26 protein-coding genes, 1 tRNA gene and 2 pseudogenes are annotated in these 25776 nt (G+C 37.6%); 15 read left to right on the top strand and 14 right to left on the bottom strand.

What is annotated here, in order from left to right; translation table 11 throughout:
• Positions 1-27: 27 nt before the first annotated feature.
• Positions 28-1104 carry a glycosyltransferase gene (locus tag NSIN_RS00695; protein ID WP_133124019.1) on the top strand — a complete coding sequence of 359 codons (1077 nt, stop codon included), beginning with the start codon at positions 28-30 and terminating at the stop codon, positions 1102-1104.
• Here NSIN_RS00695 and NSIN_RS00690 read toward each other — a convergent pair.
• Both NSIN_RS00690 and wecB read right to left on the bottom strand, forming a co-directional pair.
• Positions 1094-1813, bottom strand: coding sequence for an SDR family oxidoreductase (locus NSIN_RS00690; RefSeq protein ID WP_101008892.1), 720 nt, complete (start codon positions 1811-1813; stop codon positions 1094-1096). The genes NSIN_RS00695 and NSIN_RS00690 overlap by 11 nt on opposite strands.
• A 38-nt stretch (positions 1814-1851) precedes the next feature.
• Positions 1852-2970, bottom strand: coding sequence for a non-hydrolyzing UDP-N-acetylglucosamine 2-epimerase (wecB, locus tag NSIN_RS00685; protein ID WP_245871853.1), 1119 nt, complete (start codon positions 2968-2970; stop codon positions 1852-1854).
• A gap of 79 nt (positions 2971-3049) precedes the next feature.
• On the opposite strand from wecB, the gene NSIN_RS00680 reads away from it, so the two are divergent.
• Entirely contained in the window at positions 3050-4054 is a 1005-nt protein-coding gene (locus NSIN_RS00680) for an SDR family NAD(P)-dependent oxidoreductase (protein ID WP_245871852.1), read from the top strand.
• 4 nt (positions 4055-4058) lie between these two features.
• Here the strand turns inward: NSIN_RS00680 and NSIN_RS00675 are convergent, their stop codons facing one another.
• Positions 4059-4928: a glycosyltransferase family 2 protein gene (locus tag NSIN_RS00675; protein WP_101008891.1), complete on the bottom strand. Its 870-nt coding sequence runs from the start codon at positions 4926-4928 to the stop codon at positions 4059-4061.
• Between the two features lie 223 nt (positions 4929-5151).
• Here NSIN_RS00675 and NSIN_RS00670 point away from each other — a divergent pair, with 223 nt between their 5' ends.
• Positions 5152-5595 carry a hypothetical protein gene (locus NSIN_RS00670; RefSeq protein ID WP_101008890.1) on the top strand — a complete coding sequence of 148 codons (444 nt, stop codon included), beginning with the start codon at positions 5152-5154 and terminating at the stop codon, positions 5593-5595.
• Positions 5596-5711: 116 nt separating this feature from the next.
• Here NSIN_RS00670 and NSIN_RS09730 read toward each other — a convergent pair.
• From NSIN_RS09730 to NSIN_RS00660, 3 genes and pseudogenes are all read right to left on the bottom strand, one after another.
• Positions 5712-5843, bottom strand: a pseudogene (locus NSIN_RS09730) (DapH/DapD/GlmU-related protein); the annotation flags it as partial.
• A gap of 87 nt (positions 5844-5930) precedes the next feature.
• A pseudogene (locus tag NSIN_RS00665) lies at positions 5931-6488 on the bottom strand (DapH/DapD/GlmU-related protein); the annotation flags it as partial.
• Positions 6489-6500: 12 nt separating this feature from the next.
• Positions 6501-7142: a PIG-L deacetylase family protein gene (locus NSIN_RS00660; protein WP_101008888.1), complete on the bottom strand. Its 642-nt coding sequence runs from the start codon at positions 7140-7142 to the stop codon at positions 6501-6503.
• A 209-nt stretch (positions 7143-7351) separates the two neighbouring features.
• Between NSIN_RS00660 and NSIN_RS00655 the strand changes: the two genes are divergently transcribed.
• Entirely contained in the window at positions 7352-7921 is a 570-nt protein-coding gene (locus NSIN_RS00655; protein ID WP_101008887.1) for a class I SAM-dependent methyltransferase, read from the top strand.
• A 4-nt stretch (positions 7922-7925) separates the two neighbouring features.
• Here the strand turns inward: NSIN_RS00655 and NSIN_RS00650 are convergent, their stop codons facing one another.
• A complete protein-coding gene (locus tag NSIN_RS00650) occupies positions 7926-8999 on the bottom strand; it encodes a glycosyltransferase family 4 protein (protein WP_101008886.1) in 1074 nt (357 codons plus the stop codon).
• Between the two features lie 79 nt (positions 9000-9078).
• Here NSIN_RS00650 and NSIN_RS00645 point away from each other — a divergent pair, with 79 nt between their 5' ends.
• Genes NSIN_RS00645 through NSIN_RS00635 form a run of 3 tightly spaced genes read left to right on the top strand, consistent with a single transcriptional unit; the run spans position 9079 to position 12770 of the window.
• Positions 9079-10995, top strand: a complete 1917-nt coding sequence (locus NSIN_RS00645; RefSeq protein ID WP_101008885.1) for an LAGLIDADG family homing endonuclease — start codon at positions 9079-9081, stop codon at positions 10993-10995.
• A 59-nt stretch (positions 10996-11054) separates the two neighbouring features.
• A complete protein-coding gene (gene mtnA / locus NSIN_RS00640) occupies positions 11055-12107 on the top strand; it encodes an S-methyl-5-thioribose-1-phosphate isomerase (protein WP_101008884.1) in 1053 nt (350 codons plus the stop codon).
• Between the two features lie 33 nt (positions 12108-12140).
• The gene (locus NSIN_RS00635; protein ID WP_101009008.1) at positions 12141-12770 is read left to right on the top strand and encodes a PqqD family peptide modification chaperone; all 630 of its coding nucleotides are present in this window, start codon (positions 12141-12143) and stop codon (positions 12768-12770) included.
• Between the two features lies 1 nt (position 12771).
• On the opposite strand, the gene NSIN_RS00630 is transcribed toward NSIN_RS00635, so the two are convergent.
• Positions 12772-13011 carry a hypothetical protein gene (locus NSIN_RS00630; protein ID WP_101008883.1) on the bottom strand — a complete coding sequence of 80 codons (240 nt, stop codon included), beginning with the start codon at positions 13009-13011 and terminating at the stop codon, positions 12772-12774.
• A 154-nt stretch (positions 13012-13165) separates the two neighbouring features.
• On the opposite strand from NSIN_RS00630, the gene NSIN_RS00625 reads away from it, so the two are divergent.
• Positions 13166-13735: a hypothetical protein gene (locus NSIN_RS00625; protein WP_133124018.1), complete on the top strand. Its 570-nt coding sequence runs from the start codon at positions 13166-13168 to the stop codon at positions 13733-13735.
• On the opposite strand, the gene NSIN_RS00620 is transcribed toward NSIN_RS00625, so the two are convergent.
• Both NSIN_RS00620 and NSIN_RS00615 read right to left on the bottom strand, forming a co-directional pair.
• Positions 13699-14193 (bottom strand): hypothetical protein, encoded by a 495-nt coding sequence (locus NSIN_RS00620; protein WP_101008881.1) that lies wholly within the window; start codon positions 14191-14193, stop codon positions 13699-13701. The genes NSIN_RS00625 and NSIN_RS00620 overlap by 37 nt on opposite strands.
• Before the next feature lie 36 nt (positions 14194-14229).
• A tRNA-Arg gene (locus NSIN_RS00615) sits at positions 14230-14304 on the bottom strand.
• A 42-nt stretch (positions 14305-14346) separates the two neighbouring features.
• On the opposite strand from NSIN_RS00615, the gene NSIN_RS00610 reads away from it, so the two are divergent.
• Positions 14347-15519: an aminotransferase class I/II-fold pyridoxal phosphate-dependent enzyme gene (locus NSIN_RS00610; protein WP_101008880.1), complete on the top strand. Its 1173-nt coding sequence runs from the start codon at positions 14347-14349 to the stop codon at positions 15517-15519.
• Here the strand turns inward: NSIN_RS00610 and NSIN_RS00605 are convergent.
• From NSIN_RS00605 to npdG, 3 genes are read right to left on the bottom strand one after another with little or no spacing between them, the layout of a single operon-like run.
• Entirely contained in the window at positions 15516-15911 is a 396-nt protein-coding gene (locus NSIN_RS00605) for a pyridoxamine 5'-phosphate oxidase family protein (RefSeq protein WP_101008879.1), read from the bottom strand. The genes NSIN_RS00610 and NSIN_RS00605 overlap by 4 nt on opposite strands.
• Positions 15901-16125 (bottom strand): hypothetical protein, encoded by a 225-nt coding sequence (locus tag NSIN_RS00600; RefSeq protein ID WP_245871851.1) that lies wholly within the window; start codon positions 16123-16125, stop codon positions 15901-15903. Before NSIN_RS00600 ends, NSIN_RS00605 begins: the two co-directional genes overlap by 11 nt.
• A 22-nt stretch (positions 16126-16147) precedes the next feature.
• Positions 16148-16819 carry an NADPH-dependent F420 reductase gene (gene npdG / locus NSIN_RS00595; RefSeq protein ID WP_101008878.1) on the bottom strand — a complete coding sequence of 224 codons (672 nt, stop codon included), beginning with the start codon at positions 16817-16819 and terminating at the stop codon, positions 16148-16150.
• A gap of 55 nt (positions 16820-16874) precedes the next feature.
• On the opposite strand from npdG, the gene NSIN_RS00590 reads away from it, so the two are divergent.
• The 6 genes from NSIN_RS00590 (at position 16875) to NSIN_RS00565 (ending at position 25401) form a co-directional block, all read left to right on the top strand.
• Positions 16875-17495 carry a histidine phosphatase family protein gene (locus tag NSIN_RS00590; RefSeq protein ID WP_101008877.1) on the top strand — a complete coding sequence of 207 codons (621 nt, stop codon included), beginning with the start codon at positions 16875-16877 and terminating at the stop codon, positions 17493-17495.
• 62 nt (positions 17496-17557) lie between these two features.
• A complete protein-coding gene (locus NSIN_RS00585; protein WP_245871850.1) occupies positions 17558-18544 on the top strand; it encodes a methyl-accepting chemotaxis protein in 987 nt (328 codons plus the stop codon).
• Between the two features lie 5 nt (positions 18545-18549).
• Entirely contained in the window at positions 18550-22809 is a 4260-nt protein-coding gene (locus NSIN_RS00580) for a S8 family serine peptidase (protein WP_101008876.1), read from the top strand.
• A gap of 39 nt (positions 22810-22848) precedes the next feature.
• A complete protein-coding gene (locus NSIN_RS00575; protein ID WP_101008875.1) occupies positions 22849-23457 on the top strand; it encodes a twin-arginine translocation signal domain-containing protein in 609 nt (202 codons plus the stop codon).
• The gene (locus tag NSIN_RS00570) at positions 23435-24853 is read left to right on the top strand and encodes a cytochrome b (RefSeq protein ID WP_101008874.1); all 1419 of its coding nucleotides are present in this window, start codon (positions 23435-23437) and stop codon (positions 24851-24853) included. The genes NSIN_RS00575 and NSIN_RS00570 overlap by 23 nt, the downstream gene beginning before the upstream one ends.
• Positions 24854-24930: 77 nt before the next feature.
• Complete coding sequence (locus NSIN_RS00565; protein WP_101008873.1) at positions 24931-25401, top strand: cupredoxin domain-containing protein; 471 nt, start codon at positions 24931-24933, stop codon at positions 25399-25401.
• A gap of 16 nt (positions 25402-25417) precedes the next feature.
• Here NSIN_RS00565 and NSIN_RS00560 read toward each other — a convergent pair whose 3' ends face one another.
• Positions 25418-25768, bottom strand: a complete 351-nt coding sequence (locus tag NSIN_RS00560) for a hypothetical protein (RefSeq protein ID WP_101008872.1) — start codon at positions 25766-25768, stop codon at positions 25418-25420.
• Positions 25769-25776 lie beyond the last annotated feature (8 nt).

The following is a 25776-nucleotide window of genomic DNA, read 5'->3' as shown; positions in this document are numbered from 1 at the left end:
TGTAAGGTATATTCTTTACAGATTTCAATGAAGATTGGAATTATCCACGGCTTTGTTGGTGGAGGAGGAGGAACTGAAAAGACACTTGATGCCATAATTGAATCACTAACTAGTACGGGACACACGGTAACACTATATACAATATCAAAACCATCTGTTTCTTTCCCAAATGTCAAGACCGTATCCACACTCCCATTTCATCTGCCAGCCTTTGGCCTCTACCAGAGATACATGGAATCAAAACTAGTTGAAAAGGCAAAAGATGATGACTTGGTAATCCAGGCCTCTGGCGGACTGGCAGTTCCAGTAGATGAAAACCAAAAACTTGTAATCTATTGCCATCATGATTTCCAAAATGAAACAAAAAGGGACACAAGCAAGTACAAGGGTATGTGGTCATGGTACTACAAACCATACTATGCATTGAGCAAAAAATTTCTCAATCGCATATCTGACAAGAACATATTTTTAATATCAAATTCCAAATTCATCCACGATTCCATAAAGGAAAAATTCTCAAAAGATTCCAAAATCATCTATCCCCCAGTTGAGACACAACCATTCCAAAAAAATACACGAAAAACAAATTCTGCCATTACTGTATCAAGATACTCTCAAGAAAAAAATCTTGAATTTGCAGTTGATGTATTCTCTGATGTTGACATTGATTATACAATTGTAGGCAACACAAAGACGCGCCTAAACCAAATTTATTTTGAAAAACTCTCAGCACAGGTAAAAAACTCAAAAACCCACCTGCTACAAAACATCCCAAGACCTCAAGTCATTGAAAACCTCCAGCGCTCCAAAGTTTACTTTCATGCATCTGCTGAAACATTTGGAATATCAGTAGTTGAGAGCATTGCTGCAGGCTGCATACCAATAGTTCCTAATAATTCTGCTCACAGGGAGACTGTCCCATTTGACCAATTAAGGTACAAGCAAGACAACAAACAAGATGCACAAGACAAAATCAAAAAAGCACTTGCAGGAGATTACGACAAGTTCATCCCCTTACTGCAAAGCTCACTTACAAACTATGACAAGAACACATTCAAGTCTACCTTTGTAGATGTAATACAAGAAATCAGCTCTACTGGCTGATCTTGTATTTTTTCCAACGCTCTGTATCAAGACTCATGTCCATTGTAAGTCTGGGACCTGAATATTCCTTGATTGTCATGGGCTCTATCTCAGGTGTTGTCATCTTGGCAAGCTCAAACATTGATATTTTCTTGTCCCCAACTATGTGAACACATCCATCCATATTCTCCATGTGAACGTCTTTTACTCCTTGAGCTACATCTTGGGCAAAAAGATACGTCCCAAACCTGTCCGTGAATGCCTTTGGATACGGCCATCTCTTCTTTGCAACAAAGTTGGTCCTAATTATCAAATATTCTGAAAGCTTGTTTACCTCATATTCTCCAATCAATTTTGTCAGTGCGTAAAAGTTCTCAGGATATGGAATGGAGCTCTCCTTATACATCCCTGTATGCCCATCAAAGACACATGCAGTGCTGATATATACAAACTTGATATTTTTCTTGGCATCCTGTACTACATCAACCAAGTTTTTTGTACCGCCCACATTTGTCTTCCATGCAAGCGCCTTGTTCTCCTCACATGGCCTGATATGAGTAAGTGCAGCAGTGTGTATCACGGTGTCAATGTCATGGTTTTTGATATACTCTTCAACTGACTTTTTGTCAGTTACATCAAGTTCCCGGTGAGTGGGTGCCAATATGTCATCAAGTATTTTTTTTAGCTCCGTACCAAGTGCCCCACTTCCGCCAGTTACAAGAATGCTCATGTGTATCCTTTTATTGTATATGGTATTCTAAGTCTTTTCTAAGATTTGATGTCAAGCCTATCTATCTTGCCACGCAATATGTTGGCAACTCTTTGCGCAGTCTTGCCATCTCCAAGTGCTCTGTTCCATTCCGTGTTGTTCTGGTTTGATGTGACAAGCTCTACTGCAGATTCAATGTTCTTTGGATCAAGTCCTGAAAGTATGTTAGATCCTTCCTCTATGTATTCTGGCCTCTCTGTACTTTCTCGAATAGTCACACAAGGTTTCTTGAAATAAAGCGCCTCCTCTGGAACTGTTCCCGAGTCTGTTATCAAGCAAAATGCATTTTTTTCCAATTTTGAAAAATCAAAAAAGCCAAGAGGTTTTATCAATTTAATATTGCTTGGAATCTTTTGCTTTTTCATCTTGCTTACTGTTCTTGGGTGAATCGGGTATATCACCTGCTTTTTGAATTTTTTTCCAATTGCATTTAATGAAGAAAATATTTTTCCCAATGTTTCCGGATTGTCAACATTCTCACTTCGATGCGCTGTTACCAAAAAATATCCGTCTGTCTCAAGGCCCATCTCTTCCATGATGTTGCTTGCATCAATCTTTGGAGTAAAATGATCTATTACATCTATGATTGGATTTCCCACCACATAGATCTTGGCCGGATGGATGTTTTCCCGAATGAGGTTCTCTCTAGAGTATGCAGTATATGGCAAAAGAAGAGATGACAGATGATCAATTATTATCCTGTTTTTCTCTTCTGGCATCCTAAAGTCATAGCTTCTCATGCCTGCCTCAAGGTGTGCTATTTTGATCTTATGATGTGCAGCAGGAATTGCAGCAAGCCCGCTGTTTGTATCTCCTAAAATCAACAACACATCAGGTCTTTCTTTTTGCAGCACCTCTTCTGATTTTGTTATAATATCTGAAACCTCCGGCCCATACTTGCCAGTCCTTATCTTCAAGTCATAGTCTGGCTTGCGAATCTCCAAATCATCAAAAAATACAGAATTTAGCTCATAGGTATAGTTCTGGCTTGTGTTTACCATCACATGATCAAAATTTTTGTCAAGCAAAGAAAATATCCTGCTCAACCTAATTATCTCAGGTCTTGTTCCAAAGATTGTCATTATTTTCATAAGAGATATGGTTTGTGTTATTGCCAAATTTAAAAGGTTTTCAGGCTTGAACAATCCAGCAAATGGATTAAGACTTATTAAATCAAAAACTATCCATGAATTTGATTTGGATTATTCTTCTGTTCTTGACAACAAAAATATTCTGATAACAGGAGGAACTGGAAGTTTTGGGCACCAAATGATTAAAGAGCTAACAAGGTACAAGCCAAAAACAATTAGAATATTCAGCCGAGATGAAGACAAGCAGCACCTGATGAGACAAGAGTTTTCAGATTCTCCAATATTGAAAAAAATGCAGTTTGTAATTGGTGATGTTAGAGATTATGACAGAGTATACACTGCAGCAAAGGACATTGATATCATATTTCATGCCGCAGCACTCAAGCAAGTCCCAGCTGTCGAGTCTCACCCATTTGAGGCAGTAAAGACAAACATTATCGGAGCATACAATGTTGTCAAGGCATCAGTTGCAAGAAAGGTGCCAAAGGTAGTTGCAATTAGTACAGACAAGGCAGTAAAACCCGTAAACGCAATGGGAATGACCAAAGCACTCCAAGAAAAATTAATTCTATCAGATGATCTGTCAAAAGATAATACAACATTTTGCTGTGTCAGGTACGGAAACGTGCTGGGAAGCAGAGGCAGCATTGTACCTTTATGGGATGCAAAAATTGCCAAAAATGAGCCGCTTCCTGTAACACATCCTCAAATGACTAGATTCATGCTCACACTAAGCCAAGCAATCGACCTTGTCTTTTATGCCGTAAAAAATACCAAGGGGGGAGAGATATTTGTCAAAAAGGCTCCCGCATCAAAGATAGTCGATCTTGCCCAAGCATATGCACAAATAAAAACAAACAAGAAAAATTATCCAATAAAATACATCGGAATCCGTGCAGGAGAAAAGATAGACGAAATCTTGGTATCAGAAGAAGAGATGAGGCGCGTTGAAGAAAGAAAGGACCACTTTGTAATAAAGCGCGAAGAAGAGCTTGATGTTGATTCTCTTGGGAAAAACCTCAAGGTACAAGAATATGGCTCTGCAACTGTCAAGCACCTAAACCAAGATGAATTGATCAAATTAATGAAACAACTCAAATGGGTTATCTAAGTAACTATCTTTCTTTTCTGCGCATGTATGAATTTAGTATCTTGCTTGAAACAGATCGTGGAAGCACCTTGAAAATAATATCTCTTACAACGTGGCGACTTTTTACTGACAATGGTTTTGTCTTTTGATATTTCTTCAGAGATTTTTGGTATTTTTCTTGTAATTGAGGCTCTAATCTCTGTAAAACTAGTTGCCGTATTTTTTTTGCATTTGCCAAGTTCTTGTTCTGGTTTCTCACAGTCAACTGATTCTGATGTACCCTATATCCCATTAAAATTTTTGATACCAAATACAATTTACAATCATGCTGCAAGCACAATCTTAACCATAATTCGTAATCCTCCTGAAATCCTATTGTTTCATCATATAATCCAAACCTGTCAAATATTGATTTATGTATTAGAATTGTACCAGCATTTGCAAAAAAATGATCAAGAAGAATCGTATTTCGCTCAAACTGATTCGTGTTATTGTAATTAGGTTCAATAAACTGTCTGATGACCAGGCCTGTCCCATCTATTATGTCATAATCTGAATAGATGATTGTGTTCTTGTCTTGTATTTTTGCTGCTATGCTGACTAGCTCTTCTACTGCAGTAGGATACAAAATATCATCTGCTCCTAACCACTTGAACCACTCTCCAGTCATCATTTTTATCCCAGTGTTCAGAGCAGAGGCAGTTCCTCCATTTGGCTTTGATATTACCTTGATTTTATTCTCGTATTCTCTTAAAATTTCTAGTGACTTGTCGGTAGAGCCGTCATTTACTGCTATTACTTCAATGTCAGTGTATGTCTGTTCCAGTACTGATTTGACAGCTTCTCTAATGTATTGCTCTGCATTATACACGGGAATTATTACGGATACTTTCATTTTTTACTGATATTTTTTATTGTACGCAAAATCTTCCATCTTGTATATTGTTAATTGATAAAGTTTGAACATTGCACTGAATCGAGTTTTGATGTATTAAATTGTTTTGTGATGACACAGTTCATCTATTATTGTTTACCATCGATTATATATCAAAGTAAACAATAAATCAAAATGTCCAAGTTGCAGTTAAAAAAAGATTCAAATCAAATGGAGCTCCCAAATGTCTGCGAAAAATAACAAAAAACTAAAGATAAATCCTTTCAGAATATGGTATTACGTCAGACAAGGATATGGAACATATCTTGTATTCATCGTCGCAGTAACTAATCTCATGATTACCTCATATTACCTGGCAATCAAGGATATTCCTTCTATACATTACATATTTCCAAATTTTTTGGCCTTTGTATTGTTTGTAATATCCGTAGGGCTCCCATTGAGTTTCCTATTGGGATACTGGCATTACAAGAAAAGCAGAGCACAACATTCACAATTGGAAATTGAAGTTGAGGTCAGCCCCCTTACTCCAATGTTTATCCAAACATTTCTGATTGTTCAAAAACTAGCAAATCGTACAGAATTATCAAAAGAGGACATTGATAGAATAAATGCCATTAACGCAACAATGGACAAAATAATGAAGCGAGTAAAGTCTCACGAATAAATGTATATGCAAAAAGATCTGAACATTACAAGACCAATTCTACAACTTGTATGAATTTTTCATATCCCGTATTGTTCTCGAATCTCTTTTTTGATGAAACTCTGGGCATCCACATCTTTTATCTTTCTAGCAGGATTTCCTACTACAATTGTTCTTGGCAACACATCTTTTGTAACCACTGCACCAGCTGCAACTATTGCTTCTTGACCAATCTCTATGCCTGGACATATGGTTGCACCGGCACCTATGGCACAACCTAACCGTAAATTCGTTAATTGAATTGTATCTGGAACATCTCTTAAATGACCAATTGGGGAGTTATTTGTAAACGTGACATTTGGTCCCACAAATACATATGATTCAATTATGGTTCCATCGCAAACCTGTGTGTGATTGTGGATAACGCATCTCTTTCCTATTAGTACATTATTTTCTATGATGGTGTTCGATCCTATCGATGTATCATCGTCTATTCTTGCCTTCTCTCTTACTATTGCATTATGATTTATCCAACAATTATTGCCAATTGTTGCCTCAAAATATATTGTCACACCAGTTCTGATTAAAACATTCTTGCCTAATGTAATCTTGTATTCATCTATTTTTACATGCTCTTTATCCTTCTGTGATTCTTGGGCCTTGTAGTGTCCTGTTATGGTGCCATATCCTATTAACGAATTATCTTCTACTCTGCAATTATCTCCAATTGAAACAGATCTAAGAATGACATTGTCACCAATTCTACAATTATCCCCAATCAAAACTGATTCTAAAATTGTATTTCTTCCAATTTCACAATTGTTGCCGATCTTTACGTTAGTACCAAAAATAACATTCTCGCTTACTCTGCAGTTTGTTCCTAAAATGGAGTCTGAGTTTGTTTTTCTAATCATAGGTCTCAAATTCTATATGGTGAAATCTACTAGATTAGTGGATTGAAATCCCTCTGCATATTCTTTTCCAGATAAGAATCCCCAATATCTTTCTCTCTCAAATATTTCTCTTTTCCACCTGTCTTGTCTGCGAGCCCACTCTGTTGCATATTGAGATAGTAACTGTTCTTTAAATCTTCTATCTTTCTCATCATAGCTAAAAAACAAATTGGGCGTAAAAATATTCACATGATCGCTATACGAGTTAGATTGATACATAATAAAATTTTTTACATTTCTAAATGATGTTCTAGATATTTCCCATACTGCCCTATGATCTGTATTTACATCACCAAACCAATGAGTAAATACTAGATCAATTTTGTTTTTATTTGCAGCATCTTCCAAAACCTGCATTATTTTTCTATTGTATGCTAGATTGCTATTTGGCTCTTTTGGAGTTGCAATGTATCTTGCTCCTATTGACTGAAATGATCGTAATCCTCCTTCCAACGCCTCTTCTTCTTTCATGCCTTCTTCCATATTTTTTCCATAGTTGGAACTACACACAACAATGGTAAAAACATCATGTCCTTTTTCTTTCAATTTTTTCAAGGTCAAACCACATCCAAGTTCAATATCATCCCAATGAGCTCCTACAGCTAATACATTCATAATTATTTTCACATGTTTTGATTATGTGACATTTTTAAATTTACTGTTAAAACTCATCTTGTGAAAGCCTCAACTTAGAACGCTATAGGCAGATAACCATTTGACTCTCTTTATGTTTTACATAGTTAACTGCATTATAATTTAGTAAGTTTTCCCTGTAGAAATTCATTACACAATAATATAATACTGGTAATCATGTTCTTACATTATTGAACTGGCTAGGTAAAATAATTCAAAGATATGTTTCTACAGATGATACTGTACTTGACTTGGGTTGTGGTATAATGCAGGCCACTACAGACAATCTTGAGAAGATGCTTGGCCAAAATCTAAAAAATCAACTCATAAAAAAGATATCAAAATCTGACAATCTACGATGCAAATCCACGCTTGGTTGTGATCTGTGGGAAAAATATCTAAAGGTAGCAAATAGGCACTGGCCTGTAGTAAAACTCGGGATGAATGAACTGGACAAATTCATCGATGAAAGTTTTGACATTGTTTTATGTATTGATGTTCTAGAGCATCTAGAATTGCAAGAAGCATTGACAGCAATTGATCACATGAAAAGAATAGCCCGAAAAAAAGTAATCATCTATACACCATCTTCATTTTCAACAAATGAACAACATGTTGAAAATGCTTGGGGGCTTGGAGACAACCCGCACCAGATGCACAAGTGTTTTCTTGAACCAAAACTGTTGCAAAACATGGGATTTGAGATATCATTTCCAGAGCCTGACAAAAACACATTTGGCGTATTTACCAAAAGGCAATAGTTCCCTAACTTTTCGCCTCAATAAGTCCTGACATGTTTTTCTGAAAGTTTTCAACTGAAAACTGTTGTATGTGGTTTTTCAAATCGTCTCTTAGATGATCATACTTGCCTGAAATGGCATCTTGCAGTTTCCTGATTGCATCTTCTTTTCCATCAAATCGCAGCTGATCAAATGGGACAGTCTCCCTGTGAGCAGAGTTGTCAGGAACTATTGGTATGCAGCCTGCAGCAATGCTCTCAACAACAGATATCCCAAAAGTCTCTTTTGACGTATGAAAATAAACCTTGGATGAAACCAATAATTTTTCCATCTCCGTATGGGGTATATTGCAATAAAATTTGATGTCAGATCCGCCTTGTTGCGATTTTATTGCCTCAAATAATTTCAACTGGGAATCATATTTTGCATTTCCCACTATGGTGTACGCAAATCCTCCTTCTCTTGCAATCTCTACTGCATCCTCTAATTTTTTTTCTGGAGAATATCTTGATATGGTTATAACATTTTTCTGTTTTGCAGAATCAAAAAATTTCAAAAACCTGCTGATATTTACAGGCGGATACACAACCGACGAATTCTTCCCAAACTGCTTGGATATTTCTTTTCTTGTATATTCTGAATTTGAAATTAGCTCAACATTTCTGTCATGGATACATGATAAACTATTTCTGATATTTCTTTGAAGAATCCTGTAGTAAATTCCCTTCATTCCACCAAACTTCCTCTGAGCAAAGTTATTTTCTTCTAGAAACGTAGAGTGGCAATAAACCAGAACCCTCTTGGCACTAGTCCTTTCAAGCAAGAGTCCTCCACCCATGACAAGAATCAGATCATTTCTCTGAGATTCATCAAATAATTTTTTTGTCTCCAACATTCTCTGATACCTCCACAAACTTGGAAGTTTCTTCTTCTTGGTTACGTGTATCTTGAAATTTCCAGTCTCTGCAACATGAGGAGGCTCTACAGTGTACAGTGTAACCATATTGTCAGTTGTCTTTAGTTTGTCAATTAGCGCAAGCGTAGTCTGCTCTGCACCTCCAGTGACATCAAAAAAGGGATGAATTATTCCAATTTGCAAATGTGTTTTCCTTTTCCCAAGTCTATCATTTATTCTTAGATAAAGCCTATTATTTGTCCAGCCTCAATGAGTAATTGAATTGATTCTAAAAAAAGATCTTGTCTGCGGTCTTGGCGAGATCGGCACTCCTATACTCAAACTCATATCAAAAGCAATCCTTGCAGTAGGGTATGACATTAATCCAAAACTGATGGATGAAAAAAAATTCCTCAAATCAGAATTGCTGCCAACCGAATTGCTGCATGTATGCATACCATATAACAACAAATTTGAAAAAAATGTACTCTCTCTAGTTTCTAAATTCAAGCCCAGCGCTGTTGTAATACACAGTACTATAAGACCTGGTACTACAGAAAGACTTCAAAAACAACTTGCAATTCCTGTGATGTACAGCGCAACAAGAGGAGTCCACAAGAGAATGATACAAGACCTCAAGCGATACCAAAAATTTTACTCTGTATATGATTGGGCTCCAAATGCAAAATGGATGGAAAAAACATACCAAAACAGAATGAAAAAGGCAGGAATCAAAACAAAGGCAATGTCAAGCCCTCTTGTACTTGAGCTTGCCAAAATTGTTGTAGATACATCATACTATGGATGGCTGATTAACTATTCCCAACTCAGTAACATGATTGCCATACAAAACAAAGTAAGCTATGATGAAATGTGGTCTTTTTCAGATGAAATCCACAAATATCTCGGAAATAGGCCGAAAATGTTTCCAGGATTTATTGGAGGCCATTGTCTTGATGGGAAAGAAATCTTATTTGTCAAGACCAAAATTGGAATGAGACCTGTAACAATCAAAGATTACATAGAAAAAGACTATTCAAATGAAATCTTGTCTTATGATACAAAAAGCAAAAAGCCTATCTTTGATATGGTAACTGCCAAGTGGAGAAGAGAGTTCTCTGGAACAATGGTCACTCTTACCTCAAGAACAAATCGCTCCATTACGACAACCGATGAACACATCATGCTAGTCTCTGATAATCTATCAGAAAAGTTTGCAAAAGATGTAACAATAAAAGAAGATATACCATTCGTGACGGACCTACCAGACTTGACAATACAGAAATTCTTTGACTTTTCTACACACAACTGGAGATTTTCTAACATGCCTGATTTCATTACACTCAATGAAGATTTTTGTAGACTCCTAGGATATTATGTCGCAGAGGGCTCTGTCAGCAATTATGGTAAGGGATATTCAATCCGATTCTCTTTTAATAAAAATGAATTACAGTATCTCTTGGATGTATGTAAAATATTAGATAGAATCGGAATAAACTATTACAAAACAACACAAGATAATGTAACACATATTGGAATAAAATCAACACCTCTAGCACTATTTATTGCCGATACTCTGGGTTGTGGACGAAATTCTACTTCTAAATGCCTCCCCGAATTCATCTACTTTGCATCACGAAAATATAAGGAAGAATTTCTCTGTGGATACTTTAGAGGAGATGGCTCCTTCGTACCGGAAATAGGTCTAGTTCAAGCAGGTACAGCTTCTAGAATACTTGCATCTGGTCTTGATCTATTGTTGCTGTCAATGGGATACGTCTTTACATTTACTGAGTCAGTCCACACTCCAAGCATGATACAAGACAGAATTATTCAAGGTGGAAAACTCTATTCTTTACTCTCAAAAAAACAGACACAATACAACAGTCTTGCATCCATTGCAGGTCATGCGCAATCACAACTGCAAACAAGTCATACCAAAAACCTCTGGCATGTGATAAACAATAATCTATACATGATTCATACCACAAAGACTGTACACCAAGAATCAGAACAACAAGTCTATTCTGTTGACACAAAAAACCACCTCTTTGTATCAACTGGAGGAAGGCTAATCCATAATTGTGTGATACCAAATCTTGATCTGATGGATAACAAGACACTTGACCTAATACGAGATATCAACAACGACTATGCAAAGATACTAAAAAAGCGACAATCTCAAGGCAAAAAATACTAGAATCATTTGTTATTTAATTTGAAATAATATATAGCATAGTCAAAACTTGACAAATACACATGGATTCAGCAATTCATCCAAGCCTTAGAACCGTAGAATGGAAAGATAATTCCGTAATAATGATTGATCAAACCAAGCTGCCAAATGAGCTAGTCTATGTAAAATATACTGATTTTAAAGACGTAGCAGAAGCAATAAGAAATCTAATAGTGCGTGGTGCCCCTGCAATAGGCGTTTCAGGTGCATTTGGCCTTGCCCTTGCCGCACTACAAAGCAAAGCAACTGACAGAGACTCTTTAATCCATGACATGGAGGAAGCAAAAAAAATTCTCTTTGAGACAAGGCCCACTGCAATAAATCTAGCATGGGGCCTGGAAAGAATAATGAATGTTGCACGAACAGCCAAGACCGTATCTGAAATCCGGGACGCTGTTGTAAGGGAAGCCAAAATCACTGCAGAAGAGGATATCCAAATAAACATGCGCATGGGAAAAAACGGCTCTACATTATTTGACAACAATGACACCATCATGACCCACTGCAATGCAGGAGCTCTTGCTACTGTGGCATATGGTACCGCACTTGGAGTGATTCGGGCAACAAGAGACAGCGGAAAAAGCATCAAAGTAATTGCAACAGAGACACGACCTGTCATGCAAGGATCAAGGCTTACTGCATTTGAGCTCAAACATGACGGGATTGATGTCAGCCTCATACCAGATACTGCAGTAGGTTATTCCATGGCAAATGGACTTGTATCCAAAGTAATTGTAGGTGCTGATAGAATACTTGCAACAGGTCACGTGTACAATAAAATCGGAACATACCAAGTAGCTCTTATGGCAAAGCAGCACGGCATACCATTCTATGTTGCAGCACCTCTTTCCACATTTGACATGAAAAGTACTCCCAAGGATGTAGTAATAGAGCAGAGAAAGTCAACCGAGGTTACAGGAGTTGCAGGAAAAAAGACTGCACCTGATGATATCAAAGTGATAAATCCAGCTTTTGACATGACTCCTCCCGAATTGATATCGGGAATCATAACTGAGGCCGGTGTTGCCAAGCCTCCGTTTGAAGAATCAATAAAAAAATTATTTGCCAAGCTGTAAAGTATTTATTCCATAATGGAATCAAACCAATCCATGTCTACTGTAAAAGACACTCAAATTCTGGATTCATTGCGACAATGCATGGACCCAGAGATACCAATAAGCGTAGTAGACATGGGACTGATTTACGGAATCACAATAAAAGATGATAACAAAGTTGACATCAAAATGACAATGACAACAAGGGGCTGTCCATTGCATGACACACTGGTAAATGATGTAAAACGATATGCTTCCAAAGTCCCAGGTGTCACAGGCGTTAATGTCGAGATTGTATGGGAACCTGCCTGGACTCCTGAGAAAATGTCTGAAGAGGGTAAAAAGATGATAAACTATGGTAAAAACAAAACAGTGGCACCGATAAATTACGAAACTGCAATGCCACAAGGTGTAGGATCCCTTGTAAAGCAAGAAGACGGTTCCCTGATTCTAATGGATGAAAAACAACAAGGGTTTATGGTAAATCAAGCAATTGTGGAATTTTGGAAACTATGCAATGGACAAAGAAGAATCACAGAGCTTGTAGACATGTTCTCAAAACAACTAGGTCTTCAGAGAAACCAGATGGAAAAAGAAGTCCTACAACTGGTGCAACAACTCCGAGACGGCGGGCTGATTGTAATCAAAGAGCCTGAAGTATCAAACGTGCAGTTTAGAAAATAACCTAAATCTCGTTAATCTCAGTTATAGTGCCCTGTACCGAATCCATCTTTACTATGGCCCTCTTCTCGCCAAATCCTAGTGCCACATACCAATCTCCGCCATCGGAATCAAATTTTGTCTCAAGCGTCTTTATCTCCTCTGATTTGACGCCATACTTTTGCACAATGCCTGACACCGCAACAGGTATTGCCTCTTTCTCTGTTGGCAGCCTTCTTTTCATCAATCCAATGCCTGGGCTCATAAAATACCTAACCTGCATTCCTGTATAATAGTATCACTACAAAATCTCTATACTTGAAATCCTCAAAACCCAATGATAAAAATTTTGCAACAACATCGTATATACATTGTACCTGTAAAAGAAATCTCAGATTCTAAGCATGGTAATATCCAAAATGATACCAAAATCACTGCTCTTACGAAAACATGATATCTTGTTTCTAGCATCAATCCTGGCAGTTCTTGGAACTTTTTCTGTACTTGCAGGAGGAATATGGGATTCTGCATCACATGCACTACGAATTCCAGATAATTTCTGGACAATTCAGCATGTAACGGTATACACAAGCGTAAGCATTGTAGTTTTATCTTCTTTATTCGGAGTCCTACTTTCTCTACAAAACAAAAAAATGCTCTCAAGTATGATGATACTGCTTGCAGGATCGTTGTTGCAGCTAGGCGGCGGATATGTAGATTATAATTTTCATGAAAAATACGGCATTGATGGACTTGTAACATCCTCTCATCTTACAATTGAATCAGGTCTACTGCTTGCCTCTGTTGGAGGATATCTCACACTTGCAAAATTTGGCTATGAAAAATCAAGTAAAATTGCGCCGTTTGCAATTGTAAATATCCTATTTTCTGCAACTTGGATTGCATTTAACTTGTCATTATTGATTGGAGCTACTATTTTGTGCATACCCGTCTATGACCTGTTCTCATCTGGATGCTCTGTAATGTAGTTTTTTAGTTTCTTGTATCCTTCAAAAACCAAGATCAACGCACCTGTAAACATCATTATTGCAGGAATGGTAACCTCCTTAACGCGAGTGTCTCCTATTGTACCTGATACTTGTACTGGCTTGTCTGAGAGGTTGGTCAACTCCAATGTAACCTGGTCGTCATGATTGAAGCGAAAATAATCCACTGTTACCTTGTTTGTTATTTTTCGTATGTCAAGTGAGTTTCCATGCGAATCAGTAACCTTTGCAAGAATGTCATTTTGGTAATTGCTCAAAGATATGGTGTAAAACCCAATCCCACTTCCCTTGACTTTTACTGATATGCTCTTGGTATACTGATCATCAAGAACAAAACTATCCGAGTTCCTAGTGGTGTCATACAAGATGATTGCTGCTCCAATTGATCCAATTATCACTAGCAATATTCCTATGTAAAATAACGGAACTCCGAACATCACTGTTGTCAGAGTCCAAGTACTATCTATTTATTATCAAGGGCCCGGTGGGATTCGAACCCACGACCTGATGGTCCGAAGCCATCCGCACTATCCGGGCTGTGCAACGGGTCCGATCAATTAAGAATTTAACGGGGCTAAATATCTGTCTAGTAATTGAAGATATCACAGCGAGTTGCAGGGGTCGAGTATGCAATACGTGACATTGCATTAGAGGCACGAAAACTCCAAAATCAAGGAAAAAAAATTACCTATCTTAACATAGGCGATCCACTACAATATGGATTCCAGCCCCCTGACCGCGTCAAGGAGGCAATGATAAAGGCAATCAAAGAAGGTCAAAATTATTATGCATCCTCAGAAGGCTTGCCAGAACTGCGTCAAGCCATAACGGAAAAAGAAAAAGCCAAAGGACTACAGGTGCTCCCAGATGACATCCTTGTAACAAATGGAGTCTCAGAGGGACTTGAAATGATAATGGCCTCAATTGTAGAGCCTGGCGATGAGGTCTTGATACCAGGACCATATTATCCCCCGTACGCATCCTATGTCCGATTATTTGGAGGAAAGCCAATAGAATTTCTAGTTGATCTGCACAACTCCACACCAAACCTAGATGACATACGATCAAAAATTACTGAAAAAACTGTAGCAATCTGTCTTATCAGTCCCAATAATCCTACAGGTGTTGTATTTAGCGAAAAATCACTTCGAGATCTAATAGATCTTGCCAATGAATATGATTTGTATGTCATATGTGACGAGATATACGATCAAATAGTCTTTGATGAAAAATTTACAGGAATAGGCAAAGTAAGCAGAGACTCTCCTGTAATTTTACTAAATGGATTTTCCAAAGTCCATCTCATGTCAGGATGGAGAATTGGATATATCGCATTTAACCAATCTCCAAAACTTGATCTCTTGCGAGAAAATGTACCAAAATTATCGCGTGTACGTATTGCAACAAATCTCCCTGTTCAGTATGCTGCACTGGAATCACTTCGAGGCCCACAAGATTACATATCAAAATTTGTCTCTGAGCTCAAAAAAAGGCGTGATTATACCATCAAGAGATTAAATGAAATTCCCGGCATGAGCTGCTCAAATCCAAAGGGAGCATTTTATGCATTTCCAAAGATTGAAAATAACAAATATGGTTCTGACAAAGAATTTGTAACCGAGTTGCTCAAAGCAACTGGCATTCTCACAGTTCACGGGTCTGGATTTGGAACCCAGTATGGTACAGGACACTTTAGGATGGTTTTCCTACCTGATATTCCAATACTGCAGCAAGCTCTTGACCAGATTGAAGATTTTGTAACCTAGTATTGCCACGTTGTAATTTTTTTTGGCATGATCTCTATAATACAATCTGTCTGTGACAAGAGTTTTTGAGCAGACTGATTTCTCATACTTGAAAAATATCTAAGAAGTATCTTTTCTGCTATTTTGCATACCTCTGATTTTTTTATTATTATCTTGGCTTTTCCTGTTCCCATCACGCCAAATATGTCAGGTGATCGTATTCCGGTATCTATGCAAAATGACACTTGAGGATTTTTTTTTATGTTTTTTGCCTTTTCCGTATTTGTATTTGTTCCAATGTAAAACCTGCCTCTTGCATACATGTACCAGACAGGAACAATGTGTGGATTCCCGGATGGGCTAATTGTTGCAAGTCTTAGAATCTTTTGCGATTTCAGGAACTTATTCCTCATAAGTTTCTCCGCGTAACCCCAGTGTTATTAGAAACCCTGCTATTCCAAATATGCCAACTGAGATCTTCTCACTGGTGATATCCTGAGAGGTAAAAAAATCGGCAGTAAATTCTGGACCCCAAATAAACAGGTCTCGTATAATTGCAATTGCCCCTACTACTAGAAACAAAACTCCCATTGCAGTAAACCAGTTCTTTCTTCTGACTTTGCCCATGTTTAGCTAATTGTACGACAAACTAGATTATCTTTATGCCTGGATTCTTCATCTTGTTTTTAATCATTGCATTGAGAAGAATTGGGGTTGCAACTTCTGCCAAATATGAAAGAGAGCCAGGTCCTAATAATATCGGCCTTAGATTTCTTATCTCTGTTATTAGTTGACGAGTTATAGATATGGAATCTTCTGCATCCCCGCAAACAAAAATGTCAGAATCTAGTATCAATTTTGGATCTACCAGCTTTTTCTCTGAAACTGTATGAAATGCCGAAACCAATCTTGATTTGTTCTTCATGTGATTATGAACCAACTCAAATGCTGATGGTTTCTTGTCCTTAAACGAAATAAACTCAAAACCGACATCTGTCTTTGTTAATGGCACTATTGGTGATATCACAGTACAGCTGTCCTTTACGTTTGGCAAAAGCTGAGAGCATATTGCATCTATATTTTCATATGGAATTGAAAGCACAAGTACATCGCTTTCCTTTGCAACTGTGATGTTATCTTTTCCAGTTATTGTCCCCTTGAAAGTCGAATATTCTTTTTGTGCTAGGCTTGTATATTCTCTGGCAGCTTCTTCTGCTTTGCTTGATTCTCTTGATCCTATCAAGATGTCATGATTCTCGCACCATCTTAATGCAAATCCCTTGCCCATGCCTCCAGTTCCACCAATAATTCCAATCTTCATGAAATGAGGCACAGGTAATGTTATTATTATCTCTATTCAATAACTGCAATTATTCTTGGCACTAATTCTTTTCCTACGACACGGCCAAGCCAAAAATAATGTTGAACGAATCCTGGCAGGGCGCAGTAAAGGTTTTCCTCTTACCGATGTAGGAGTACAACAAGCTGAAAACATTGGAAATTTCCTAAGACCGCTTAACATATCAAAAATATATTCCAGTCCAATTGAACGAGCAGAACAGACTGCAAAAATAGTTGCAAACAAGGTAGGTCTTGATTGCACCATAGACCAAAGACTAACTGAAATAGATATGGGTTCATTTTCAGGAATGCATTATGACGAAATGTTTGCAAAACATGGAAATGTATTTCTTAAATTCTATCAAGGTCATCCAATAGTTGAAACAAATGGAATTGAAACATTTGCAAATGTAAAACAAAGAGTCCTGGATGCAGTCTCACAATATTCACAAAAACATGAAAACGAAACTATTCTGTTTGTCACCCACATGGATCCGATAAAATCTATGATATCTACAATTCTCCAACCAAAACCTGAATTATTGTATGAAATGATAATAAGAAATGCATCATTGACAATACTGAAAAATGAACAATCAAATTTCTCAATGGTTGCAATAAATTCCATGAATCCCGAGCGATACGCTAGCGAATAAAGAATAACATACACGCAAACTAACAGAACCAATATCTATGGGATGGCAAAATTATCTTTAGATTGAAATTACTTGTATTTGGATTGCTGCTTCTAGTCTCTGCAAGTGCTTTTTTAGATGAGGCATTTGCATTACAACTATCTACAGACAGGGAAGTGTATTCTAAAGGACAACCTCTCCTTGTGTACGGCCAAGGTTTACCAAATGAGCCAATTATAATACGATTGTTTGCACCAGATGGGACTATTGCCCAGTTTAACCAAATAAATGCAGATGAGACTGGCGCTTTCAGTCATATTCTAATCAAATGGCCAAATGCCACCAGCACATATTCTTATGGTACGTATTCTGTCGAAGCAATTGCCACAAAAGAGCAGGGAATATCAAAAAAAATTGATGTTAAATTTTCATCAAACTCATCTCTAGTCCAAGTCCCTCTACAAAGAATTGTGCTTGTATCTGTATTTGCACCGCAAACTGCCGCAATCAATCAAACTTTTAGAGTATTCATCCAAGTTACAAGTGATGGACTGCTTGTGGCAGGAAGTCCGGCCACACTACTTAGTTCATCACATGTTCACATGCCTGATGGAAGCGTAGTTAGTCTGTCTGATTCTATAAAGACTCTGCATCAAGGGCTGTTCTATGTAGATTTTACTCCTACACAGGAAGGCACATACGTATTTCACATAACAGCCAATAGCCAGGGCACTATAGCAAATGGATCTGTTGCAACTCTTGTTCTCAAACAAAGCATAGAGGGCATCTCTAACCAAATTCTAAAACTAAATGCAGTTCTGGATTCCACCTCTCAAGAACTAGACAAGTTAAAATCTGAAATTCAAGGATTTGGAAATGTACTGGATTCTAGTCAACAGTCAATCGCACAAGCAAACCAAAACCTAAACAAGAGTGTGAGTACAATGTCTGAATCTGTTAAAAATATTGATGATGCATCTACTCAACTAAACTCCTTGTTTCTTCCAGTTGTAGCTTTGATAGCAATAATTATTGCTCTGCAAATAACAATACTTGCTAGGCGACGATAGTTCACATGATGAAAAGCATCTCTGTCTCAAAAACAGGGATTTTACTGGTTTGCATATTGTTATTTTCTCTTTTTCCAAAAACAGCTATAGGATCATATGATACGGATCTCTTACAAAGTAATAATCCAGTTCAAAACAATTATCCTGTACAAACTGAACAAAAATCTGATCTCATAACCTTTCAGCCTGCATCCTCTCAGGAAATTATAAAAAGATACATTATTTTTGGTCACGGGCCTGCTAAAAATATTGTTTCACAGGCAAGTAACGTAATTTATGATGTAAATTATAATTCCGGTTCTTATGTCATTGGTTTTTTCAATCAATCCCAAGTCTCTAATCTTAAACTAAATGGATACAATGTAATTGAAGATCTACCTCTAGAGTTTGATTCTGTAAAACCTGATACTCCTGTTGCAGACGCATCTAGAATAGACACAATTCTTGGCTCAGACAAGGTTGTCTCCAAATATGGGTATACTGGAAATGGAATAAGAATTGGAATTGTAGATACCGGAACTGATTTTTCAAATCCTGATGTTCAGAGCTCTCTGGCTAGAGATAAAGACAATGTACCTGTCATGATAGATGCTGATGGCCAAGGCTTGGTATTGACAAACGCTACTTTTGTTGCAAATATCAACAGCAAGGGAATAATACAAAACTATACCAAAACCATTCCAAAAAATGTAACTTCGTTTGTTTATGTTACATCTAATGGCGTGTTTCTTAGCATGCATAAAAAAGACAAGGGGACATACATTCAGGTATACAATTCATTATACCCAAAGGGGGGAGTTCCTGTTCTAAACGGTACTGCATCAAGTGATTACAAAATTGGTAAAGACTCTAGGCACTTTATTGTTTCAAAGAGTGGTGTGTATCACTTTGGAATGGCATATGAGAGTGTATCCCAGGGGCAGTTTTTCAGGCTTCAATTAGTTCCAGTCTTGGTTGTTGACTCTATGATTCCTGGATTATATGATACTATAATTGCAGACATGTCTGATTCTTGGAAAGACTATAACAAATTTGACACCAACATCGTCCCAAAATATGATTTTGATTTTACTGATGAAACTCCAATAACACTGGGAGGCGGTCATGAAATTCTTGTCTATGATTCAAATCATGATGGACGTTATGATTATGATGCAGGAACAGTAGGTGCTCGTGTACTTGATGTCTATGGTGTGATAACAAATTCTTCTGTAATGGATAAAAAACTTGGTGCCATACGTGGTACACTTTTACCTCCTCTTGATCCACATGGAAACTTTTTTGGAATAATGTATGATTTTGGCGGTCACGGTACCGGAACTGCCGGTTCAATAACATCTGGAGGAAAACAAAGTTATGATGTATATGCAAACTCTACAAAATACAATATACGTGGAGTTGCACCTGGTGCAAAAATAGTTCCAATAAAAGCGCTATGGCTTGGTGATGCAATTTATGGATGGTTGTGGGCCGCAGGATTTGATCAAGAACAAAATCAATGGAAATACACCGGAAATACTAGAGTGGATATACTGTCAAATAGTTGGGGAATCTCTACTTTTCCTGCACTCCAATCTGCTCCTGGACTTGATGTGCAATCTCTATTGCTTGATGCATTATGCGTTCCTCATTCCCTTGATGTGAATTATCCTGGAGTGCTAGTAGTAAATAGTGCAGGTAATGCAGGACCTGGTTATGGAACAATAGGAACTCCTGATGCTGCGTCATTTGGAATCACTGTAGGTGCTGTTACCGATAATGTCTTTGTAGGCTATGGTCCATTTAAGAATCAACCTAGATTTGGCAACAGCACGTCTCATTATGGAGAAATATCTGGATTCTCAAGTAAAGGTCCATCTATTGTAGGAGACCCCAAACCAGATGTGATGGCAGTTGGTGAATATAGCTATATTCCAACATCCATAACTAGAACCGCTAAAAACAATACTGGGGAGTATGGACTGTTTGGCGGAACAAGTCTAGCAGCGCCGCTTGTTGCAGGTTCTGCCGCAATATTGATGGAAAGCCTCCGCGACAAACATATACCGTACAATTCTTTTACTGTTAAAAATATTCTAATGTCCACTGCCACTGATCTTGGAAATGATCCGTTTTCTCAAGGATCTGGATTGGTAAATGTTACAAGAGCTGTTGATTTTGTGTTAGGAAATAATGACACCTTTGAAGTTACAAATGATGCCTCATATGCTAACACAAAGAAAGTTTTGGATTCAGCTTTGCAATCTGTAAATTCTTCCTCTGTAGGCTTGAATAAAATACGACTTGCTGATACTACTATTCCTGAAACGTCTTGGTTTGCAGGAAGACTAAATCCTGGGGACAGAACTTCTGCTACTTTTACAATTGTAAATCCAACTAATCATACACTTGAGATTAGTATTAAACCGGAGAATCTGGCACTGATAAAAGCAGATGTCTATAACGGAACTACGCAGGTAAGGCTGCAAGATCCTCTGATATCAAAAACAGGAGTTTATAGACCAGACTATGTCCTGTTGCACGAAATTAAAAATTATACTGGACTTGGAGATTTCTTTGAGAAAACAAATCCTATTCCAAATGATGCCTCATTAATGATTCTAAATTTGGCACTTCCATTCTCAGATTTCATGAATTCATCTGCCAAAACATATGCTGATGACATGAAGATATCGTCACTGTATCTGTATGACTGGGACAAGAAAAATACAAACTCCACCCCTGTTTCAAGAGATTTGTCCCTGATTAACAGAGGTGGTTCATGGGGAACAGTACAGGAACTTCGAGTCACAAATCCTTCCGTACAAATAAAACATACTCCTCTCATAGGGGTGTACCCAGTTCCTACTCGATACTCATATTGGACAGGGGACACAAAGAAAAACTCTACATCTTCAAACTATACTTTGACTGCAAGTTATTACAAGCAAGTGCCATGGCAAGGAGTCTGGTTAGATTCTACAAATATTCAGGTAAAGGCACATCAGACAACAAAAGTAACTGCCACACTACTTGTTCCATCAGACGCAATACCTGGAGTCTATCAAGCATTCATCAACTTTTATGACAAGTCAAACAAAGTGCATGTCCCGGTCTCATACGGTGTATTAAAGAAACTGCAACCAAAAGATCTTCCCACTGTTATATCGGGCCAAGAAGGTAATGCACTATACGGTAACGGATATGTTGGTGGAGGATTTGACATGTCAAATAGGTATAATGCAGGTGATTGGCGTCAATATTATTTTGATGTTACCGACAAAACAATTAATTCACTTGCAATGACCCTGTCTTGGGAAGATCCAAATACCAATTTGTCAGTATTTGTAATAGATCCACAAGGAAAAATAATTCAAACAAATACTCCACCTGGAGTACTTGGACAATTTCAAGGATGGCCAACTGGCGACTGGCTTGGCCCCAGCACACCATTTAGCGAAGGTGGAGGATTTTATCCTATAAAAAATAAAGATGACACATCCACTGCAATATTTGCATCCATAAACCAAACGGGAGTATATTCTGTATTGATTCACACACCTCTGTTTGGAGGAAAATCAATTGCAGAACCTGTAACCATTACTGCAAAATTTTCTTCTCTATTTCCAATAGAATCTCCACCAGAATTAACTCTGAATATTCCGCTTTTTATTAACAATAACTATACTCTCAACCCAATAATATCGGGACAAAGTGTACAGGATCAGAAATATTTTCTTGATAACAAAGATCCACAAATGATAAGCAAATCAAACCTAATGAAAGATATTAAAAATTTGCCTGAGGGAGAACATGACATCAAATTTGTAATATCTGATACTGTTGGACATCAAATATCAAAAGAATTCAAATTTGTTATTGATAATACTCCGCCGCAAATACTGATCAAATCCCCTCAAAATAATTCTCTAGTTTCAGGCATGGTTCATATCGATTTAGATGTCAATGAACTAAACCCAGATCAAAAAAACTGGCTAGTTGTGCGTACTCCAAACCATGTCTTTACTGATATGAAAAATATTGATTTCAATACCACTTCTATTGCTAATGGGAATTATACGATAGGTATTACTGCAAAGGATAGGGCTGGAAATACTGGGATTGAAAATATAATGTTAACCGTAGATAACTCGAGTAACGTATCTAACACTGTTAAAAGCGATCAAAGTCTGACAACCTTGATCGAGATACTGGTTGGGATTGCAGTTGCCACTGTAGCAATCACTATTCTCTGGAAAAAGCTACGAATTTCGAAAAAAAGCTAGACAAGGTTTATATGCAAATTTTCAAGAACGGAGCTTTGGATGTCTGAGCAAGATTCTGCCAAGGATGCCCTATCACGTCGTGATTTTCTCAAATTACTTGGCGCTGCAGGAGTTGCTTTAACTTTTACACCTTTTGTTCCATGGGGAAAATACATGCCAAATCCATCCAATGCTTCTCTAGAGAAGGCCCAAGTTATACTACCTGATGGAACACAAGCAAATGTCAAAACTTTTCCAAAAAATCATTCTGAGGTTATCACTTATCCAAAAACAGGAGATTCTGTATTAGATCAAGAAGCATTCAAGAAATGGCAATTTATACGACTTCCCGAAGAACTCGGTGGAGACAAGGATGATGTGAGTGCCTTTAGGGTGTATAGTATGGTTTGTCTGCACTTGTGGTGTTTATGGAAGTACTGGCCGCAGGAAGGTAGAAAAAGAGGCGAATGTCCATGTCATGGAAGTATGTATAATCCGTTAAATGGCAAAGCATTTGCAGGTCCTGCTTCTCTCCAAGCTGCTCCTTCAAATGTATTGGCAACTCTCTATCTTGAAGCTGATAATGATGGTAATTTATGGATTAAACCAGCTGTATGGAATGTTAACGAAAACGGTGTAGTGGGATATGGTCGTTTCCTTAAAACGTAGAAACGGTCTAGTAGATTTCTTCTACTGGATTTGGGACGGACTTGAAAGAACTGTATTCATTGGTACAAAATTCTCGTTTCCAGCCAGATTTGTAAGTCCATTTGGATTCTTGGGAATGCTGACATTTGTAATATTTGTGATTCTCGGAATATCTGGCGCATTGTTGATGTTCTATTATCAACCTATATTGGATAGGGCGTGGGACAGTGTTGCCAAAATTAATGATACTGTACCATATGGCTTTATGATACGTAATATTCACTATCATGCTTCAAATGCAATGGTGCTTCTTGCAGTACTTCACATGTATTACCAATATTTCAGTGGAAGATACAAGATACGAAATGAAATAATCTGGGTTACCGGTGTAGTACTTGGTACTGTAACAATCTTGGAAGCATTTACTGGATATGATATTATATTTAGTGAAAGAGCAGAACTTGCAATCAGTATAGCGGCATCTCTTACAAACTCGATGCCAGTTGTAGGGCCAACCATAAGGGACGCCATGTTCGGTTCTGGATTTGCCGACTTTATTCTCAGGTTCTATACAATGCACGTATTCCTATTACCTATAGTGATGCTTGGATTGATGGCAGTACACATGCCGAGATTCCTTGTATTTGATGTTCCTATGGTGATGGCAATAGCAGGAGCAATATTCCTAACAGGAGGAGTCTTCCCAGTAGATCTGGGTTCCAAGTTTGAACCTACGGTACCTCCTGGTATCACGGTACCTGAATGGTATCTTACTGGAATCTATGCATTCCTTAGAACTCAATATGACAAGTTTGTAACGGGTGTGCTGTGGCCAGGTGTGTTCATTGTAGCCATAGCTATGACCCCGTTCATTGATAGATACAAAAAATTCTCATGGAAGGACAGGCCAATAGTTACAGCATTTGGAATTACAGGTATAGCACAAGTTATGGTAACTACCTATTGGGGATTCTATATCACACCTGATACTACAAAACCACTTGTTGCAAGACTTGTAATCGATCCGATCTTTTTCTACTTGGTAATGTTGTTGCTGGTTCCAATTGGCTTTGGATTCTCTTACATGATGATACTGCTTGCAAAAGAATCTGAAAGAAAGGCAAAGCTAGCAGCTTCCAAGGCTCCACATAGATCATCACCAATTAATCTATCTGGCAAATGGATAAACTGGCTTATTGTAGGCCTATTGGCATTTCAAGTGTATCTGAACATTGCTGCATATAATGCGGCATTAAGTGGCATGAAGAACTTTGCACTATTTCTAACAGGTTTAATTCTGATGGTCTTTGCTGGCATGTTCCATCTCTACAGGCATGGATTGAATGAAGCAAAGAAGATTCCTACACCGCCACCCGCAGAATCTGAATCTCCAAAACCACTTGACAGTAAAGAGTAATTTTTTATTTTTCTATATCGTATCTGCAAATTTGCTTTGTATAGCTTTATAAGGCAACAAGCAAAATTGAAAAATAGTTGAGCCTACCATCATCAAGTCACGCGTATGGAATAGGATTGATTGCAGTTATTGTAGGTGCTGCCATTGGAGTTTCTTATTATCAACTTTATTTCATTCCTGAACTTAATGCAAAGCCAATAATCCCGGACAAAATACTTCATCCTGGAGATACTACAACAATAATTATCGTTCCAGGTGCAGAAAATCAAGCACAAGACCAAAACTTTGTTCCCAAAACCACAAAAGCACAACTTGGAGTAAATAATTTAGTAATATGGAAAAATACTGGTGACACAGCCCATACTGTTACGCCTGATAAACCATTTAAAGATCAATACAGTGGCGACTTTGGATCTCCGGGAGTAATCAAACCAGGTACTAGCTACAAATTTGTCTTTACTCAAGAGGCAGTGATTCCATATCATTGTGAACCTCATCCCTGGATGAAAGGGCAAATAACTATAGAGCACGGTGCATTAACATCTTAGTACTCGAGCCTGATTTTTAGGGCATTAAATTTCCGAAAATTACGTCACTTTCAATCTCTTTATGTTCTTGAATTACGGATGCCCTAAATTTTATCTCATGCGTCTCTTTTGGTTCAAATTCTATCGAGGCGGTAAATTCAGCTACATTATTTGGCATATCATTCTTGTTGATAAACAATCTTGAAAGATTCTGAGTTATCGATTTGTTATTGTATGATCTGTATACTATGAGTTGATTGGAGCCTAAAATTTGGGTATTTACAACCACTCCGTCATACCTTCCAGAATAATTCACTTGAATTTTTCCCTTGATTATCTCATGAGCCTTGAATGATAATTTTTCCAATTTTATTTCGATTTCCTTCATACTTTGTT

Origin of the sequence: Candidatus Nitrosotalea sinensis (assembly GCF_900143675.1) — an archaeon.
GTDB lineage: Archaea > Thermoproteota > Nitrososphaeria > Nitrososphaerales > Nitrosopumilaceae > Nitrosotalea > Nitrosotalea sinensis.
The sequence above is the reverse complement of the archived record's forward strand: the minus strand, read 5'-3'. Positions and strand labels throughout refer to the sequence as shown.